Source organism: Paenibacillus sp. RC21 (assembly GCF_044907935.1).
GTDB lineage: Bacteria > Bacillota > Bacilli > Paenibacillales > Paenibacillaceae > Paenibacillus > Paenibacillus terrae_A.
Map to the genome: position 1 here is coordinate 79,173 of NZ_JBIYCS010000012.1, position 16,233 is coordinate 95,405.

Here is a 16,233-nt window from a genome sequence, read left to right on the forward strand (position 1 = left end):
CTTGCGTCAGATCAGGAAATCCCGGCTTCCAGCAACACAGCGCTCAGACGCGCAAATTCCTCGATACTCAGCGTCTCGCCCCGACGGGAAGGCTCTATGCCTGCCTGAAGCAACAGCGGCTCCAGCGTGTCCCTGTTCTCTTTGGTAAAGAAGCGGCTTTTCAGGTTATTCGAAATGGTCTTGCGACGTTGGGCAAATGAAGCATGTACGACTTCGAAGAAATGCTGCTCGTCCACCACCTCTACCGGAGGCACTTCCCGCACACGCAAACGGATGACCGCCGATTCTACATTCGGCTGGGGAATAAATACCGTATTCGGTACGATGCAGACCAATTCGGGTTCGCTGTAATATTGCACTGCAATACTCAAACTGCCGTAATCTTTCGTCCCAGGAGACGCAGCCATACGCTCAGCCACTTCCTTTTGGATCATGACGACGATATTCTCCAGAGGGAGCTTGTCCTCCAGCAGCCTCATCAGAATCGGTGTAGTGACGTAGTACGGCAGATTAGCGACGACGCTCACTTTACTAACCCCGGCAAAATCGGAAGCGAACACCTCTCGCAAATCCAGCTTTAGCACATCCCCATGGCGTACCTTCACATGCTCATAAGGGGCCAGCACCTCTTCGAGAATAGGCAGGAGCCGCTGGTCAATTTCCACAGCAGTAACTACCTTGGCCGTTTGCGCCAGCTTCTCAGTCAAAGCGCCAATCCCCGGACCGATCTCAAGTGCGCCCTTCGTTTCGTCCAATCCCGCAGCATTCACGATCTTGTTCAGAATATTTTGATCAATCAGAAAATTTTGTCCCAAACTCTTTTTGAACGAAAACCCGTGCCGCTGAATAATTTCCTTCGTGCGCCGTGGTGTTGCTATATCTTGAATCCCTGTCATACGGATATCACAATCCTTCACTTTCAATTTGTGCCAGCGTACCGGCAAATTCCTCACGGCTGATCTGGAACACAGCGAGCCGTTTATGTAGCTGCTTACCGTTACAGTAACCAATGCCCAGCACATTACCCAAAGTCATACGTCGTGCAGCAGCATTCGGGTGGGTGATAAGTCCGGCGTCAATCAGGTCCGCCCAATCAATTAGCGGATCGGCCCCTTCCACCGTCGTATGCACCCGTGCGAGAGCATGTCTGATCGCTTCAGGCGAGGCATTCTCCACGCCAATATCCCCTTTACGCGTCGCTTCTGCCTCTGGTATAAAGGCCTGCTTGCAGCCGGGCACCTTGGAGGCAATAATTTTGCGGATACGCTCCCCTGCATGATCGGGATCGGTCAAAATAATGACACCCCGCCGCTCCTGCGCCAGCGCAATTTTGCGCAGCGTCATTTTATTAATGGCGGAGCCCCCCGTTTCTATCGTATCCGCTTCGACAGCACGGCGAATAGCCACCGTATCATCCCGACCCTCTACCACGATCACTTCCTTGATCATTTGCGTTTCCCTCCACTGCTACACAGTCAGCTATATTCATCTTTCCCAGCTTTTGAAAACAAAATAAGAAGAGGGTATCCTCTTCTTAGCATGCATAACTATGATGTTAATACTATCGCATTGCCCTAAACATATACAACACGTTTTTAGTTCATTTCAGGCTTCACTGGTCCAATCACATATACGGTTTTACCGTGCTTCCGACCAAACTGATTGGCTTGACTCAAACTCTCATAATACACATCGATTTTGTGGCCTTTAATTGCGCCACCGGTATCCTCCGCACGGCGGAAGCCCACCCCTTCAATATACACCCACCAGCCGATTGGAATCACACTCGGATCGACAGCGATGGTGCGTCCTTCCGTGACACGCGTGCCGGATGCGGTACGTGTACCGATACCTGGCTCCTGTGACGAATACGCCGTCATGGAGACGTTTTGTAATACTTTGTTATATTTAAAATTCACACCTGCTTTACGGACAGCATTGTCCGAACTAACCCGTGTTGCCTTAACGGCATCTTCAGGACCGACGGAAGCAGCCAGAACGACCGGCTTTTTCTTCGTTCCTACCGCAATCACCTTATCCACACGATTCTGCGCGACTTCCTTGTTTACCAGCTGCTTGGATACCAATTTTCCGTCATGGTATACCTTTTGAACATGCTGGACCACAACACCCGTTTTACCGCTTTGGATGACCCGATTATCGCCTTTATAGAGACTTGGATCGGCCGTTTTGATGACCTGATAAGGTACCTGTTGCTTCTGTTCGACCTGCTGTTTCTTCACACGGATGATTTTTATGTCCATGTTAGACGAAACAGAAGCATCCAGAGCAGGATAAACTTTATCATTTGACGATAATTTATAGCCCGAGGTGCGAATGGCACCCTCTACTGTATTTTCTGTTGTGTACAATTTTTTCGTCTCATTGGCTAAGGATACTTTGACCTGATTGGCACGTTTGATGACTACGCGATCCCCATCCTGTACTGCTCCGTTCAGCGGCATCGAAACCGTATCATGCGGCTGAAGTGAAATAGAATGCTCTTTGAGCAAATCTTGGAGCTGGGATTGTCGGGTTTCTACCGCAGATGCCTTACCATCGATGACAAAAAAGACCTGTTTTTTAGATTCAGTGTACACCAGAATTGAAATCATAATCGTTAGTGCGATTAGAAAAATAGCAACCAAAGCAGCCTGGCGCACATTTTCTTGCTTCCAACGCAATACGTAAGACATGCTGGATGAGCGTGACTCATGGGTCTCCTCTTTTTGGAAAATGCCCATTTCCTCCGTCCTCCTTACATAGCCCGCCGTCTGGAGTAAGACATAGTTGAGATTGACGTGACTATAACAGATTTTCTACAAGACAAGCCCGTAATGCGACTGTCCTGCACCATGTACCCGTCTTCGCGGCATGCTGTCCTCCCCTGTTTAATCACAGTATGATGACAGATTTTCTTTTATTCACAACAAAAAAAGCCAGAGAAAGAGACTAGAGAGCTCTTTCGTGGCTTCCGGCATGTGCGAATATGCGGAAAAATCATGCACGAGATGGCTTCTCTCTTGTTACGCTTACGGGGTTAGCTGTCGGGTTCGGACGTAGAGAGACGCCCTAGCTTGGGTCAACCGCTCATGGCGGTCGCCTTCACATTCACCCCGAAGACCCAGAAAGAAATCGAAATACGGCCCCTCCACCTGTTCAATCCCATCCGGGAAAGGATTTCGGTCGAGCCGGCTGGCGGAAGAGACGCTCCCTTCTTGCCATACGCCGGACGTACTGTAAGCCATATCGGTTCCCCCGTTCCCTGTAAAAGGGACTCAGCGAGACTGGTTCATGAAATGAGCTGTTGATGTTTACACTCAAACAACAATTCACTGAAAAGATGATATCCTGTTTCTATGCATGTTGTAAAGCAGGTTTCAAGTACATTTTTCAAAATATTCGGTTAAAATATTGTAATATTCTTGAGTTTCCTGCAACAAATTCATGATTAGCTTCGTCTATCTCTTTATTTTGATCGATTTCTTCACTTTTTCACTTAATGTCAAATCGTTCCAAGGCATTTTGGGTCGTTATTGACACTAATTCCTCCACCGTAATTCCCTTGATTTGGGCAGCCGCCTCTGCGACCAGTCCCACGTGTGCGGACTCATTTCGCTTCCCGCGGAACGGATGAGGCGTTAGGTAGGGAGCGTCCGTTTCAATGAGCAGACGGTCCAGCGGCACCTGTGCGAGTACCTCCTTTGGCTGCTTGGCATTTTTGAACGTTATTGGCCCGCCAAAAGAGAGGTGAAAGCCCATATCCAGCACCATTTTAGCCGTCTCCCAGCTTCCGGAAAAGGAATGCATGACTCCGCCAACCTCACTCGCTTTTTCTTCACGCAAAATCTTAACAATATCTTCATGCGCATCCCGGTTATGGATGACAATTGGCATGTTCAGCTCACGAGCCAGTCCAATCTGGTTGCGTAGCACCCGATGCTGTACATCCTTCGGTGATGTGTCCCAATAATAATCCAGACCAATCTCCCCGATCGCCACGACTTTCTTATGACTGCATAACGATACAATCCATTCCATATCTCCCTCCTGCATCGTAATCGCATCCTGTGGGTGCCATCCAATCGCCGCATAAATAAAATCATACGTCTCAGCTAATTTCATCGTGGATGGAATCGTCTCACGATTAAATCCGATATTAATCATGCGGGTTACTCCCGCTTCGACAGCACGTGCTATAACTTCTTCCCGATCTTCGTCAAATTGCGGCGCATCCAGATGGGTATGAGTGTCAAATAAATTCAAAATTCATGTCCCCTTATTTACTTTTATTGGCATACATTTGTCTATTGTTTGACAAAATAATTCCTTATTTCGGCAGGAAGCTTGTCCTTTACCCCATCCAATTTGTTTTGGGGATAGTACATGTGATATTTACCCCGGTGAATACCGCTAATGGAGCGCACAATTTCCGATACTTCGGAAATTTCTCTCACTTCTCCTTTACGTCCAAGCAGTAAAATCTGGTTGTCCGTCGAGCCACCCTGCCGAAACACATCATAAGGAAGATCCGTCGGAAAATCAATTTCCAGATCATATTCGGGATGCAAACCAACCTGCTTCAGCGCTGTCCGAATGTCGTCAATGGTATCTGTATCCATATTTTCAATCTCTACATATTTATACAGCTTGCGATCCATAAAACGGGCGCTCAAATCACTTAAAATCTCGTCCTTTTCCTGTTTCCACTGACTGAATACTGTCTGAATCAAAGACTCGTCGAGCATCAAATATTGTTCCACCGTAAGCTCCCCCCGAAAGAGATCCGGCAACGGTTCCAGCAGAAAACTAAACTCATATCCGTTTCTAAACAGCTCCTTCGCCCGCTTGAAAATCTTACGCAATAAAATTTCCGAGCTGCGCGTTACAGGATGAAAATAAATTTGCCAATACATCTGATAGCGTGACATCAGATAATCCTCTACCGCATGCATACCTGACTCCTTCACAACAATTCTTCCATTATGAGGACGCAGCAGCCGTAAAATACGATCCAGATCAATGGTGCCATAATTGACCCCCGTCGAGTGGGCATCCCGCAGCAAATAATCCATACGGTCCGCATCCAATGGGCTTGTGATCAGGTTAACGAGAATTGGCTTGTCATACGTTTTGGCAATGACCGCAGCCACCTTCGCCGGAAGCTCCTCATCGACTTGCCTCAGCACAGCGTTAATCTCCGTATTCCCCAATACAATCCGGCATGTCCAATCCTCGTGGTTCATATGAAAGGCTTCTTCTATAGAATGGGAAAACGGGCCATGCCCCACATCGTGCAACAAAGCCGCACACAGCGCGACTAAACCTTCTTCCTTCGGCCAATCCGAAAATTCGCCGCGTTCAAATTGGGAAATAATACGCCGTGTAATCTCGTACACACCTAGCGAATGCGAAAAACGGCTATGCTCCGCTCCATGAAAAGTAAGATAAGATGTACCCAACTGCCGAATGCGGCGCAAGCGTTGGAACTCTGGAGTATTGATCAAACGCCATATCACTGTATCCTGAACATGGATATAGTTATGTACCGGGTCCTTAAAAACTTTTTCTTCACTGAGTGGCTGGTGCAAGATATCAGCTCCTTTAATATTCTGAATAATGGATTAAGATACAATAAAATCCTAAACGATCTCCTTCATTCGACATCGCTTGTCGTAATATGTCGAATTATAGCTTTTCGACATTTCCAAATCGACAAATGGCTAAAATCATCAATAAAATAAGGTAATACACACGCATCATGCTCTTTATTCTAAATACTTTTGCATAATTAACCTGTTAGCAAATATTTAAGGTTGACTGTTTTGGGAATCGTTGGTATAGTAAATATCAGAAAAGAGAATATTTTGTCGAATCATGACACTTATATTATTTTAAAGGCGAGAGGAGCCTGATTTATTATGATGAAATCCACTGGTATTGTAAGAAAAGTTGACGAGCTCGGACGTGTTGTTATTCCAATCGAATTGCGCCGCACATTGGGTATTGGCGAAAAAGACGCTTTGGAAATTTATGTTGATGGCGAACGCATTATGCTCAAAAAATACGAGCCTGCTTGTATCTTCTGCGGTAATGCCGAGAACGTAATTTACTTCAAAGGAAAAATTGTTTGCCAAGATTGCATCTCAGAAATTCCAACACCTGTGACAAACTAAGATTTTTAGTATATAATAGACTTATAAGAGATTGTTAATTCTAACCTTTTTCATATATACTCCTTGTTGCCTTCCACGGTTTGAACCCAACCGTCGGAAGGCCCTTTTTTGTTTATGGAAGTTTTCATAAAAGAGCGTTATATACATCCCTTTTGGAAATGGAGCGATCAGTAGCTGTACGCTTCATAGCGTCCTTGCGTGTCAGCCCTTCAGTCTCATAATGCGCAACGTGGGCCTCCAAAGATAAGGACTGCCACCATGCCTGTCGCTCCTCTTCCTCTTCTGCTTCGTTTTTCCCTTCAACTACCAGACAATATTCACCAAGCGGTGGATGCTCCTCCAGTTTGGCAAGGCATTGCTTCGCCGTTCCTCGTATCCATTCCTCATGCAGCTTGGTCAACTCACGTGCAAGCACCACTCTGCGTTCCCCCAATGTTTCCTTCAATACCGTCAACGTCCGCACAATACGGTGAGGGGATTCATAAAACAGGATCGTGCCATGTGATACCTGAAATGACTGTAGCAGCCTCTCGAGATCCTTTTTCTCCCGTGGAGGGAATCCGGCAAATGTAAATCTTTCGGTACCCAGTCCGGAGGCAATCAAAGCTGACAATGCTGCGTTTGCCCCAGGGATGGGAATAACGCTAATTTCCGCTTCCAGCGCCAGCTTGACCAGATCCGAACCCGGGTCCGAAATGGCCGGCAGACCTGCATCGCTAACCAATGCCAAATTTTTTCCTTCTATTATATAACGTATCAGCTCAGGCCCACTGGCAGCTTTATTATGTTCATGATAGCTGAATAGCATTTCCGGCGTGATATCAAAATGTGTGAGCAGTTTGCGCGTCTGCCGCGTATCCTCTGCTGCTATAATACTGCACGATTTTAAGGTGTTAATCGCCCTAAAGGTCATATCGTCCAGATTACCAATCGGTGTCGCAACGAGATACAGCTTGCCCCGTTCTTCTCCGCCGGTTATAAAACTTTTTTGCACCGCTGCCTTCACTGTAAATCCCCCTTGCTTACTTCTCCATAGATATCCCTTATTTCCTGAGTATAATTCCCATTCTCCTGATATACAATGAGCGGCGGCAACAGACGAACCTCCGGCTTACCATCACATAGCGCCTCGATGAGCACCATATTCGCCTCCATATGAGCCCGTGGGTGGACAAATCGAATCCGTTTTGGCTCCAGTCTGTTGGCACGCATCAGTGTTATAATCTCACCCAGCCGCTGCGGACGATGAACCATGGACACTTTACCACCATTACGGACAAGCCGGGTACACGCCTGAATGACCTCTTCCAGCGTACAATGCACCTCATGACGTGCAATCGCCTGATGAGGGTTTAGCTTAATATCGCTACCGTTTAGCGGCATATAGGGGGGATTTACCGTAATTGCATCATATACACCATGTCCCGTGATTTGAACCAACTCACGTAGATCGCCTTCCCGAATCTGAATCGCTGCCTCCAGTCCATTCAGGCTGACGCTGCGTCTAGCCATATCTGCTAAACGCGGTTGAATTTCAATTCCTTCGATAGCTGCTTTGGTTCGTGTCGTTAGCAGCAGGGGAACAACCCCATTACCTGTACATAGATCCAAAATCTTTCCACGCTGTGGAATACCAGCAAACCGTGCTAGCAAAACCGCATCCATGGAGAAGCTGAACACCTCATCACTTTGGATAATACGCAGATTATGTGACAATAGATCGTCAATTCGTTCAGACTTCTGTTCATTTTCGTACATAGCGCTCTCCCATCTTTTTACCCCAAATCGTTCTGAATCCATACTTCCTTACAAAAAAGCCGTAGGCACCTTGCTCCTACGGCTTGTTTTTATTTATTCAAAAATGATAGACAGAAAAGGCAATCGCCTTCCGTTCGCAAATGTCCGTAATACACGTTGCATATATGAAATCCTTCATGATACAGCCTTGCCAGATTGTCGTGGCCTTCGCCCACAACCTCACCCGTTTCCTCTTCATCCTTAATGACGATCGGAGGAGAAAGCTTCGGCCTTTTTGCCGTCTTTTCTTCTCTGGAGGTTTCACGTTTGAGCATCTTGCGCACCTGTTCGTTTTCAATCGTTAGTCGTTGATTTTCCTCCAGCAGCTCTTTTACTGCCAGTTTCAATTCACCCAGATCGCTATGCAACTGTCCCATTTGGGTTTCCATTTCGTGAATACGCGCAAAAACATTTAATTTATCCAAGTTTCCACCCCGAAGCAACCTAATGGTTTACTTGACGACTACATCGTCCATTGGAAGTTCCTTGACCTTGCTAATCTCAAATAGTTGAACATGTACTGTGCGATGTCCAGCATTTACGCCTACGACTTTGCCTTCTCCGAGAGAGGTGACGACCATCTTGCCAACCTGCGGCAATTCTTCCTTCATGCTCTCGTAGTTATCATGTTCGAACTTGAGACAGCACATCAATCTTCCACACAACCCGGAAATCTTCGTCGGATTCAGCGACAAGCTCTGATCCTTCGCCATCTTAATGGATACCGGTTCAAAATCTCCCAGCCACGAAGAGCAACACAGAATACGTCCGCAAGGACCGATCCCGCCCAGCATTTTAGCCTCATCCCGTACTCCGATCTGCCGCAGCTCAATCCGTGTACGAAAAATACTGGCTAAATCCTTTACAAGCTCCCGAAAATCCACGCGGCCCTCTGCCGTAAAATAAAAAATGATCTTATTGCGGTCAAATGTAAATTCCACGTCTACCAGCTTCATTTTTAGGCCATGGTCTTTGATTTTATTTAAACACGTACCGAATGCATCCTTGGCCGCCAGTTTATTCTCTTCTACAACAAGAGCGTCATCATCTCCGGCAATACGGATGACTTTCTTTAAGGGCAGGACAACGTCCGAATCATTTACTTCTTTTTTGCCCACCACAACCTTGCCATATTCAATACCGCGTGCGGTTTCTACAATAACGCAGTTTTCTTTCTCCACTGGAAGGTCCAGCGGATCAAAATAATAAGTCTTGCCCGCCTTCTTGAAACGGACACCCACTACACTATACAAAAATTAACCCCCTTGTATGCCACTAAACCTCATTTGAAGCCGACATGTTACGAATGGCCGCAATTGAAGTCTCACTGTCGCACAAACCGGGAACCTGGCGTCGCGGATTGTGCAGAGTGGAACAAGCGCGCCTTCCTGTTAGCCGGTGATGGAACCGCTTGTATCGGACAACCCAATCAGAAGCTGCTCTACACACAATTGACCATTGACGTGAAAACGGAGCTTCTTCCTGCAATTCGCGGCCAAATCCATATAAGAGACCCATTGTTCCGTGCTGCGGGTGATTGCCAATTTGGAGACGGACTCCAAATGATCTATGAAAACAATGCTTTCGTGCCTTCCGTAACGGAAATGAAGCATATCCTTGAACCACAAATGAAACAGATGAAACAGAATATCCAGGTGTTCAGAAAGTCCAGTTTTAAAAATCTTCTGTTGAGCGAGAATAATGGACGAACTTCCCCGGCTCATGGACTCCTTCACTAATTGTAACACTACGTTTCTAATTTCTGCAAACCAATTCTGCTGGAGAATTTCTCTACATGATTCCAGTCCCGAGGCAATGTGAACCGCCGACCGGACAAGTCCTGCCGTATATCCTTCCCCGATTAAGGCCTGCATCATCACTTCAGGCTGCAAAGCATGAAAAGGGACCTGCTGCGTCCGTGATTGGATCGTAGGCAGCAATGCCTGTCCATTTTCCGAAATGAGTATACCCACCACTGGAACCTGAGGCTCCTCCAGAAACTTAAGCAGGCTGTTTGCAGCTTGCACTGTCATGGTATCCGCCTGCTGGATAATATATACCTTCGGTTTGGAGCTTTCCGATTTGTAAGAGAATATGCGCTGAAGTCCGCGAATCTGGTCAATTTTAATCGTAGCTCCATCCGGCTCTACGATAAACAGATCCGGGTGATTGCCATGCTCTACCTTACGACAGGACAGACATTCGCCACATGCATCATCCGTCATTCGCTCACAAAATAATGCTTTGGCAAAGGTCTGCGCCATCTTCATCTGTCCGCTTCCCGGCGGCCCGCTAAATACATAGGCATGGTTGACCGCCTCATTCCGAAGTGCGCTTTGCAGCATTTTTTTAGCTATATCCTGACCCATTATCTTTTGGAAAGACATATTTCCTCACCTATTCTGCTGCTATTTTTCCATATTCCCAACCGTTACCTACATGAATATAGTCAAAAATAATCTGCCAGCATCAGCAGCAAGCAGATTATTCCTTCGTGGCGACAGCCCTTTTGTATTCGTTTATGGCAGAAGTCTACATTTAAAACGAGAAATTAATAAGCAGCCCTCTAATTTCACCGACTCCTTGCAAAAGCTCAATTTTGCCTTGCTCGGTTTCGAGCAGATCATCTGCCATCTTGAGCAACAGCTCATCTACTTCATCAATCAGCTTATACCGCTTGCTGCGTCCCCGGCGATCCCAGCCCTTTGTGTCCTTCATAGACACACCGCGCCGAACCGTATCCTCCAGGAACCGTTTAACCAGCATCTTATAAGCCTTCAGCTCACGAATCGTCATCGAGCGTGCCAGACGGTCTCCCTGCATCTGAATTTCTTTGAAGCGACGGTTCAGTTCCTCATGCGAAGCCCGCTCCCCATTTTGCTGCATAACATCGGAAAAGCTCTTGGGCTGGATCGGCTTCGTATTCATTTCATTTGTAGACAACGTACTCTGTAAAGGGCGATAGCCCGGATTTATTTTCATATAAACCTGCTTTCCCCCCGAATACTTCCGCTTATCCCTTTTAATGAACAGCTCAACATAGAACTGGGGGAACATAGCGGCTTTCCAGGGACTGCGCCTTGGCGCTACCGTTATAGTGGATCTGTTCCTTATTCCCATGATACGGGCAAGAAACAAGTAATTCCCCTATCATATCGGCAGAATAGGTCCTTTTGTGTAGATTCAGAAGTGCTCAAAACGGTCTACAGGCATCACGAACACCGTCGCTCCGCCCACCTGTACTTCAACAGGCAAAGGCAGATAGGAGTCAGTCGTACCGCTCATAGGGGTAACGGGTGTGACTAGCTGTTCACGTACCTTGCAACTGCTGCGAATGACATTCATCAACGAGTCCACCTGATTGTCATCGACACCGATCATAAATGTCGTATTCCCTGCTCGCAAAAATCCGCCTGTACTCGCCAATTTGGTAGCACGGAAATTAGCTTTCACCAGTCCGCTGGATAATCTGTTACTATCCTTATCCTGCACAATCGCAATAATCAGCTTCACCCTGTATTCCTCCTTCAAGCCATATTAGGAACAAGCTAGTCCCTAGTTCAATTTTACCGTATATCCATCGACAATTACATGCTAAAGTTTTGAATAAATCGCTTTTTCAGCAAATCCTTCAATACTTGCTCTACCTGCTCCGTTGCGGGAGATGCATCCACAATCGTAATTCGCTCCGGAAATTTGCGGGCCAGCTCCAGGTACGCCTCTCGTACTTTATGGTGAAAAGATATACTCTCCATATCGAGGCGATCCATTCCCTCTCCACGGGACGCATGAATTCTGGCCAATCCCAATTCAGGTTCGATATCCAGATAAAATGTAGCATCCGGCTCCCAATCATCCACCGCAAAACGATTAATCGAAGCCACTTCCTCCATCCCGATCCCTCTCGCAAACCCTTGATAGACCAAGCTGCTATCCACAAAACGATCACATAATACGATAGCTCCCTCTTCAATAGCTGGCTTTACCTTCTCCACCAGATGCTGACGCCGGGCTGCCGCATATAGAAGCGCTTCTGTCCGGGCATCCATACTTGTATGGGCAGGGTCCAAAATGATAGAGCGGATCTTTTCCGAAATTTCGATACCACCCGGTTCTCTCGTCGTAATAACTGGATAGCCTTCTTCCTCCATAAACTTGGCCAGCCGTTGGATCATCGTTGTTTTACCGGAGCCGTCTCCCCCCTCCAGCGTAATAAAAATTCCTTTGCGATTCATGCCATTCCCTGCTTTCCAGCCTGAAAAATAAGAGTCACCTACAGGCTCGTATGCTTCTTTTATTCAGTCTTCTTTATTGGTTAAGTCTCCAACATCTAATCTTTATTTTAAACGGAATACCCGAATTGTAAGCAACCTATCATCTGCTGCCCCTTGCCATTTGGCTCCCAGCTCACAGAGACGTCTCATTCGTTTAGCTATTGATTCCGTGATTGTTTCTCCTGCGTATAACAGTGGAATACCTGGAGGATACGGGATAATCATTTCCGCAGCCACCCTGCCCGCAGAGTCCTCAACAGCTACTACCTCCATCTGATCCGGTTTAACCGGTTGAAGCCCAAACTGCACCGGACTAGAATAAACCATCGCACCATCATTGTTCCACGTGGAAAAATCTAAATCTGGTCCGCGTTGCTCCTTCTGCATAGAACCCGGCCCACCAGCCGTCTCCTTAAACCGTATATCATCATTTATATGCACAAGAGCCTGCAACAGGTGATTAGCATCTTTAATCGTGGAGCCTAACGTAAACAATAAAACAACATGTTTTTCGTCACTCATCTCCGGAATACAGCCATACGCTTCCAACCCATGCTTTAAGCCAAAGCCATCCAGTACACCAAATGCATCGTACAGCACCATTTTAAAAGGGTCATGGGTCGAATATCCGCCCGCGTTCTCCCCATCCCTCTCCAAGCGCTCTGTAATGCCCCCTTGGGCTTCATTCCCCTGAGGCGCTTGCTGAATAGGCTCTACGAGACGAAAGCGTGGAAGCTGCTTCAGAGCTTTTCTAAAAGTATCTGCTGCCGCCAAGCCTTCCGTAAAAGCATTCGCCCCATGAACCGCAATATGCCGCCTTGCCAAATCAAGCGAAGCCATGAGCGGGTACGAAGGGCTGGAGCTTTGTACCATTGCCAGCCGCTGACGAAGTAGCTCCCGATTGATCCGTCCTCCCTGCACGTGTAGCATGGCCCCCATAGTCATGGCTGGTAGCATCTTATGTGTTGACTGGACGACCACATCAGCCCCACAGGACAAAGCAGAAGCCGGCAAACGGGGATGCAGCCCGTAATGGGCACCATGCGCCTCATCCACCAACAGAGGCACATGGGCCGCATGACAAGCCTTGGCCGTCGCTGTCAGGTTATGTCCCATCCCGTAGTAGTTAGGCATCGTAAGCAGTACGCCTTTGGCGGAAGGATAGGCTTTTAATGCGGTCTGTATCGTATCCGGCGACGGAGCAACCGCAAGCCCGCTGGCCGTATCTATTTCCGGCTCCAAGAACACCGCAGCAGCCCCGGACAGCATAAGACCATTCAGGACTGACTTGTGTACATTTCTCTGTACTAGCAGTAAATCCCCTGGTTCCGTACACACGGTCAAAATCATTGCCAAATTACCGACTGTACTTCCTCCAATCAGCCAAAAGCTTTCCTCTGCACCAAAGCACATCGCCGCCAGCTCCTGACCCTCACGGATCACATCCTCAGGGTGATGCAAATCGTCCAGTCCGGTAATTTCGGTCGCATCAATAGACATTACTTCTTTCAAGAGAGATGCAATATCTTCATTTTCATATACTTGTCCATTTTTGTGGCCAGGCACATGATAAGAAGCATTGCTTTGAGCCCGGTAACGTAATAGAGCTTCCATTAATGGTGCGTGTGAAGCCTTTTTCCCCATCATTCTGCAATCCTTCCGAAACAAAGCTTTATATCTTCCCTATTTTATCGTAAAATCAAGCGGAATCCTACTTTTACTCACAGAAAAAAAAGCCCGTACCGACAGGCCTTGGAATACTAACCCTTTAAAGACTTGCTGACAAAGGATATTATGCATTTTTCTGTACCCAAATTTGCTTTAGTTGATCAATAAAAAAATGATATTTGGCGTCTGTCGCATCCGTGCGTACCATTTCAGCTTCACACGCATCGCAGATAAACTCGGAAACGATATAGATGCCTTCATGCTTGTGTTGTCCGCATATAATGCAGCGGTGGCCGCCTTGATCATGCATATCCATCCCACCCTTGTTTCTTTTACTATTAGTATGGGGCACTTTCTACTATTTTAAACCTTTTCATAGCCCAGCTCGACGATATACTCTATATATATTCCATGTGAGCCCTTATGGTGTTTGTACCGACATGTTTAAAAAACAGCCTTCTATGCCGATATAATAAGAAAAGCTCCTACATATGGATGCCCTTTCATTGGAGCCGTTTCATACTTCATTCGTAATAGCTTTTCCCTGTAATTATAGAATAGGTTGGCTCACACTAGAAGCCGATCATTCTATAGCCTTACCCAAGCAATTTAGTGCTTGTCAGAGCCGCATGAGCGCAGCACCGTCCCTTTTTCCGGCTGTGGGCGGTCGAGAAGCCATTTGTGATGCAGTAGATTAATGAAAGGACTGTTTGCATGACAGAGGAAACCGGAACCAAAGCTACCTACTATCACTACAAGCTCATTAAAAAAATCAGTATTCCGCGTCAGCTGATATGGAGTCACATCTCGTTGCCTGTTATTATGCTTCTTTTCCTGCTTCTTGCCTTTTCATGGACTAGCCTGTTTTTGTTTGCTCTAGCTTTCTTCCTGACCTTATGGGTACACTTCGTGATCTCCCGATCTGTACTGTTCATAAGCAAAACATCCTTCCGCAAGCGCTGGGCATTTCACCGCAAGCTGCCTTGGCTGGGTTATATGACAGACCAGTACATAGGCTACGGCCTCTTTCGCCGTGTGCATATACATACGCTATGGATCGGCATCTGCTTGTCCGCTGTATTCATTCTCTGGTCTCCGCCAGCCTTTACTGTATCCTTGCTCTTTTGGCATCTGTGGCTTATTGCACCGCGCCTATACATCCTGAGCCGTCTTACAGGCGAAAGGAAAGATGGCATGTTGAAGTTCACCGATGAAGATGCCTCATATTATCAGCAGTAGACTAGCCATTCATCTATCCATATAGATAGAAGCTTATACCTGATCTGGCATATCTCCCATGAGCTAGAACCGCATATTAAAAAAGGAGCAGCCCTATAAGGTTGTTCCTTTTTATTTCCCTCACCATTCCACACTACCATCTTTAACACTCTAATATACCAATCAATATAAAAAAGGAAGCCCCATCTACTTAACAGCAGTTTTGAGTGCTTCCTTATATCCAGCTTTATCGTTCATTATACACAGCATCTTATCTGCTACATTCGAGGTCGCTTGTGACTTACCTAAAGCAGCCCTATGTCCGTAGCCCCCTGTATCCAGGTCGAGAACCGCGAATTACTAATTAAGATCTACACTTTTGCTTTTCGCAGCAGCTTTACCATCCTTCGGGACCAATACAGTAAAAGAACCATCATGCACAGACAAGTGCACCATAAGTTTATTTTTCAGGAATACTTTTTGATTAAAAGTTGATAGATTCGGTTCTTCCGTCCAGCCCCAGGCTGCAATTTCCTCCAGATAGGGAGCAGGCAAGCTATCACTTTCCTTCAAAGCCGGTAATGCATAGCGTACATAGTCCATGTCTGAGTTACTGCTAGCCCGATCAGTTTTACTCGCTTCTTTAGGGACAGGAAACGTTTTTTCGTTCGCTGCACCCTCAAACGATGTCCAAGAAGGCTCCTCTGTCCCGCACCCGGTAAGGATCGCGACAGCGACACTGAATAGCACCAATAGAGCAAGCCATTTATTTCGCCGCATGATCTTCCCTCCTTACCAGCTTGATTCACTATACAAACCCAATTCAAGAATTTGCATAATTCTGCAAGAACGCAGCGTGTGTATATGGGATTCAGTACCTATATTATACCGGGTTTCCAATAACATTCCGTAACAAAAATGTTACCTTCCTTTTGTAAGAGCATTTCTAAAATATACGTACGCAAAAAAAGAACCACAATCTCAAGGAGATCATGGTCCTTCTTTCTTTTGCTTGGCGACGTCCTACTCTCCCAGGACCCTGCGGTCCAAGTACCATCGGCGCTGGAGGGCTTAACGGTCGTGTTCGGGATGGGTACGTG

General features: G+C 46.7%; 18 protein-coding genes, 1 rRNA gene and 1 riboswitch. Of the genes, 2 read left to right on the forward strand and 17 right to left on the reverse strand.

Going from position 1 to position 16,233, the window contains the following annotated elements; translation table 11 throughout:
* Positions 1 to 11 precede the first annotated feature (11 nt).
* From rsmA to ABIA61_RS24835, 5 genes are all read right to left on the reverse strand, one after another.
* Positions 12 to 896, reverse strand: a complete 885-nt coding sequence (rsmA, locus tag ABIA61_RS24815; RefSeq protein ID WP_044646030.1) for a 16S rRNA (adenine(1518)-N(6)/adenine(1519)-N(6))-dimethyltransferase RsmA — start codon at positions 894 to 896, stop codon at positions 12 to 14.
* A gap of 7 nt (positions 897 to 903) precedes the next feature.
* Positions 904 to 1,449, reverse strand: coding sequence for a ribonuclease M5 (gene rnmV, locus ABIA61_RS24820; protein ID WP_404581391.1), 546 nt, complete (start codon positions 1,447 to 1,449; stop codon positions 904 to 906).
* A 146-nt stretch (positions 1,450 to 1,595) separates the two neighbouring features.
* A complete protein-coding gene (locus ABIA61_RS24825) occupies positions 1,596 to 2,744 on the reverse strand; it encodes a resuscitation-promoting factor (RefSeq protein WP_283654046.1) in 1,149 nt (382 codons plus the stop codon).
* 269 nt (positions 2,745 to 3,013) lie between these two features.
* Positions 3,014 to 3,294, reverse strand: a riboswitch (cyclic di-AMP (ydaO/yuaA leader).
* Positions 3,295 to 3,495: 201 nt separating this feature from the next.
* Positions 3,496 to 4,266, reverse strand: a complete 771-nt coding sequence (locus tag ABIA61_RS24830; protein ID WP_283654045.1) for a TatD family hydrolase — start codon at positions 4,264 to 4,266, stop codon at positions 3,496 to 3,498.
* A 41-nt stretch (positions 4,267 to 4,307) separates the two neighbouring features.
* Positions 4,308 to 5,591, reverse strand: coding sequence for an HD domain-containing protein (locus tag ABIA61_RS24835; RefSeq protein WP_283654044.1), 1,284 nt, complete (start codon positions 5,589 to 5,591; stop codon positions 4,308 to 4,310).
* 330 nt (positions 5,592 to 5,921) lie between these two features.
* Between ABIA61_RS24835 and ABIA61_RS24840 the strand changes: the two genes are divergently transcribed.
* On the forward strand, positions 5,922 to 6,176 hold the full coding sequence (locus ABIA61_RS24840) for an AbrB/MazE/SpoVT family DNA-binding domain-containing protein (RefSeq protein WP_007428005.1): 255 nt from the start codon (positions 5,922 to 5,924) through the stop codon (positions 6,174 to 6,176).
* A 124-nt stretch (positions 6,177 to 6,300) separates the two neighbouring features.
* Here the strand turns inward: ABIA61_RS24840 and rsmI are convergent, their stop codons facing one another.
* The 10 genes from rsmI to ABIA61_RS24890 all read right to left on the reverse strand — a co-directional run bounded on the left by rsmI (position 6,301) and on the right by ABIA61_RS24890 (position 14,225).
* On the reverse strand, positions 6,301 to 7,182 hold the full coding sequence (gene rsmI / locus ABIA61_RS24845; RefSeq protein ID WP_404581392.1) for a 16S rRNA (cytidine(1402)-2'-O)-methyltransferase: 882 nt from the start codon (positions 7,180 to 7,182) through the stop codon (positions 6,301 to 6,303).
* Complete coding sequence (locus ABIA61_RS24850) at positions 7,179 to 7,934, reverse strand: tRNA1(Val) (adenine(37)-N6)-methyltransferase (protein WP_283654042.1); 756 nt, start codon at positions 7,932 to 7,934, stop codon at positions 7,179 to 7,181. The genes rsmI and ABIA61_RS24850 overlap by 4 nt, the downstream gene beginning before the upstream one ends.
* A gap of 89 nt (positions 7,935 to 8,023) precedes the next feature.
* On the reverse strand, positions 8,024 to 8,398 hold the full coding sequence (yabA, locus tag ABIA61_RS24855) for a DNA replication initiation control protein YabA (RefSeq protein ID WP_014279024.1): 375 nt from the start codon (positions 8,396 to 8,398) through the stop codon (positions 8,024 to 8,026).
* A 27-nt stretch (positions 8,399 to 8,425) separates the two neighbouring features.
* Complete coding sequence (locus ABIA61_RS24860) at positions 8,426 to 9,226, reverse strand: PSP1 domain-containing protein (RefSeq protein ID WP_014279023.1); 801 nt, start codon at positions 9,224 to 9,226, stop codon at positions 8,426 to 8,428.
* Between the two features lie 138 nt (positions 9,227 to 9,364).
* On the reverse strand, positions 9,365 to 10,360 hold the full coding sequence (gene holB / locus ABIA61_RS24865; RefSeq protein ID WP_283654041.1) for a DNA polymerase III subunit delta': 996 nt from the start codon (positions 10,358 to 10,360) through the stop codon (positions 9,365 to 9,367).
* 151 nt (positions 10,361 to 10,511) lie between these two features.
* A complete protein-coding gene (locus ABIA61_RS24870; RefSeq protein ID WP_283657493.1) occupies positions 10,512 to 10,955 on the reverse strand; it encodes a YaaR family protein in 444 nt (147 codons plus the stop codon).
* Between the two features lie 201 nt (positions 10,956 to 11,156).
* Positions 11,157 to 11,486 carry a cyclic-di-AMP receptor gene (locus ABIA61_RS24875; RefSeq protein ID WP_007427998.1) on the reverse strand — a complete coding sequence of 110 codons (330 nt, stop codon included), beginning with the start codon at positions 11,484 to 11,486 and terminating at the stop codon, positions 11,157 to 11,159.
* Between the two features lie 74 nt (positions 11,487 to 11,560).
* On the reverse strand, positions 11,561 to 12,208 hold the full coding sequence (gene tmk, locus ABIA61_RS24880) for a dTMP kinase (protein WP_404581393.1): 648 nt from the start codon (positions 12,206 to 12,208) through the stop codon (positions 11,561 to 11,563).
* Positions 12,209 to 12,310: 102 nt separating this feature from the next.
* Positions 12,311 to 13,894, reverse strand: a complete 1,584-nt coding sequence (locus tag ABIA61_RS24885; RefSeq protein ID WP_404581394.1) for an aminotransferase class I/II-fold pyridoxal phosphate-dependent enzyme — start codon at positions 13,892 to 13,894, stop codon at positions 12,311 to 12,313.
* 145 nt (positions 13,895 to 14,039) lie between these two features.
* On the reverse strand, positions 14,040 to 14,225 hold the full coding sequence (locus ABIA61_RS24890) for a sigma factor G inhibitor Gin (RefSeq protein WP_283654038.1): 186 nt from the start codon (positions 14,223 to 14,225) through the stop codon (positions 14,040 to 14,042).
* Between the two features lie 404 nt (positions 14,226 to 14,629).
* Between ABIA61_RS24890 and ABIA61_RS24895 the strand changes: the two genes are divergently transcribed.
* Positions 14,630 to 15,154: a hypothetical protein gene (locus ABIA61_RS24895; RefSeq protein WP_283654037.1), complete on the forward strand. Its 525-nt coding sequence runs from the start codon at positions 14,630 to 14,632 to the stop codon at positions 15,152 to 15,154.
* 339 nt (positions 15,155 to 15,493) lie between these two features.
* Here ABIA61_RS24895 and ABIA61_RS24900 read toward each other — a convergent pair whose 3' ends face one another.
* Positions 15,494 to 15,913 (reverse strand): hypothetical protein, encoded by a 420-nt coding sequence (locus ABIA61_RS24900; RefSeq protein ID WP_283654036.1) that lies wholly within the window; start codon positions 15,911 to 15,913, stop codon positions 15,494 to 15,496.
* A gap of 230 nt (positions 15,914 to 16,143) precedes the next feature.
* Positions 16,144 to 16,233 (reverse strand): 5S ribosomal RNA (rrf, locus tag ABIA61_RS24905); the annotation flags it as partial.

Coding starts and splice junctions, on each gene's coding strand:
- ABIA61_RS24890 (WP_283654038.1), bottom strand. CDS start 14,225: ATGCATGATCAAGGCGGCCACCGCTGCATTATATGCGGACAACACAAG.
- ABIA61_RS24870 (WP_283657493.1), bottom strand. CDS start 10,955: ATGAAAATAAATCCGGGCTATCGCCCTTTACAGAGTACGTTGTCTACA.
- ABIA61_RS24850 (WP_283654042.1), bottom strand. CDS start 7,934: ATGTACGAAAATGAACAGAAGTCTGAACGAATTGACGATCTATTGTCA.
- ABIA61_RS24895 (WP_283654037.1), top strand. CDS start 14,630: ATGACAGAGGAAACCGGAACCAAAGCTACCTACTATCACTACAAGCTC.
- ABIA61_RS24840 (WP_007428005.1), top strand. CDS start 5,922: ATGATGAAATCCACTGGTATTGTAAGAAAAGTTGACGAGCTCGGACGT.
- tmk (WP_404581393.1), bottom strand. CDS start 12,208: ATGAATCGCAAAGGAATTTTTATTACGCTGGAGGGGGGAGACGGCTCC.
- ABIA61_RS24825 (WP_283654046.1), bottom strand. CDS start 2,744: ATGGGCATTTTCCAAAAAGAGGAGACCCATGAGTCACGCTCATCCAGC.
- holB (WP_283654041.1), bottom strand. CDS start 10,360: ATGTCTTTCCAAAAGATAATGGGTCAGGATATAGCTAAAAAAATGCTG.
- ABIA61_RS24885 (WP_404581394.1), bottom strand. CDS start 13,894: ATGATGGGGAAAAAGGCTTCACACGCACCATTAATGGAAGCTCTATTA.
- ABIA61_RS24900 (WP_283654036.1), bottom strand. CDS start 15,913: ATGCGGCGAAATAAATGGCTTGCTCTATTGGTGCTATTCAGTGTCGCT.
- rsmA (WP_044646030.1), bottom strand. CDS start 896: ATGACAGGGATTCAAGATATAGCAACACCACGGCGCACGAAGGAAATT.
- rnmV (WP_404581391.1), bottom strand. CDS start 1,449: ATGATCAAGGAAGTGATCGTGGTAGAGGGTCGGGATGATACGGTGGCT.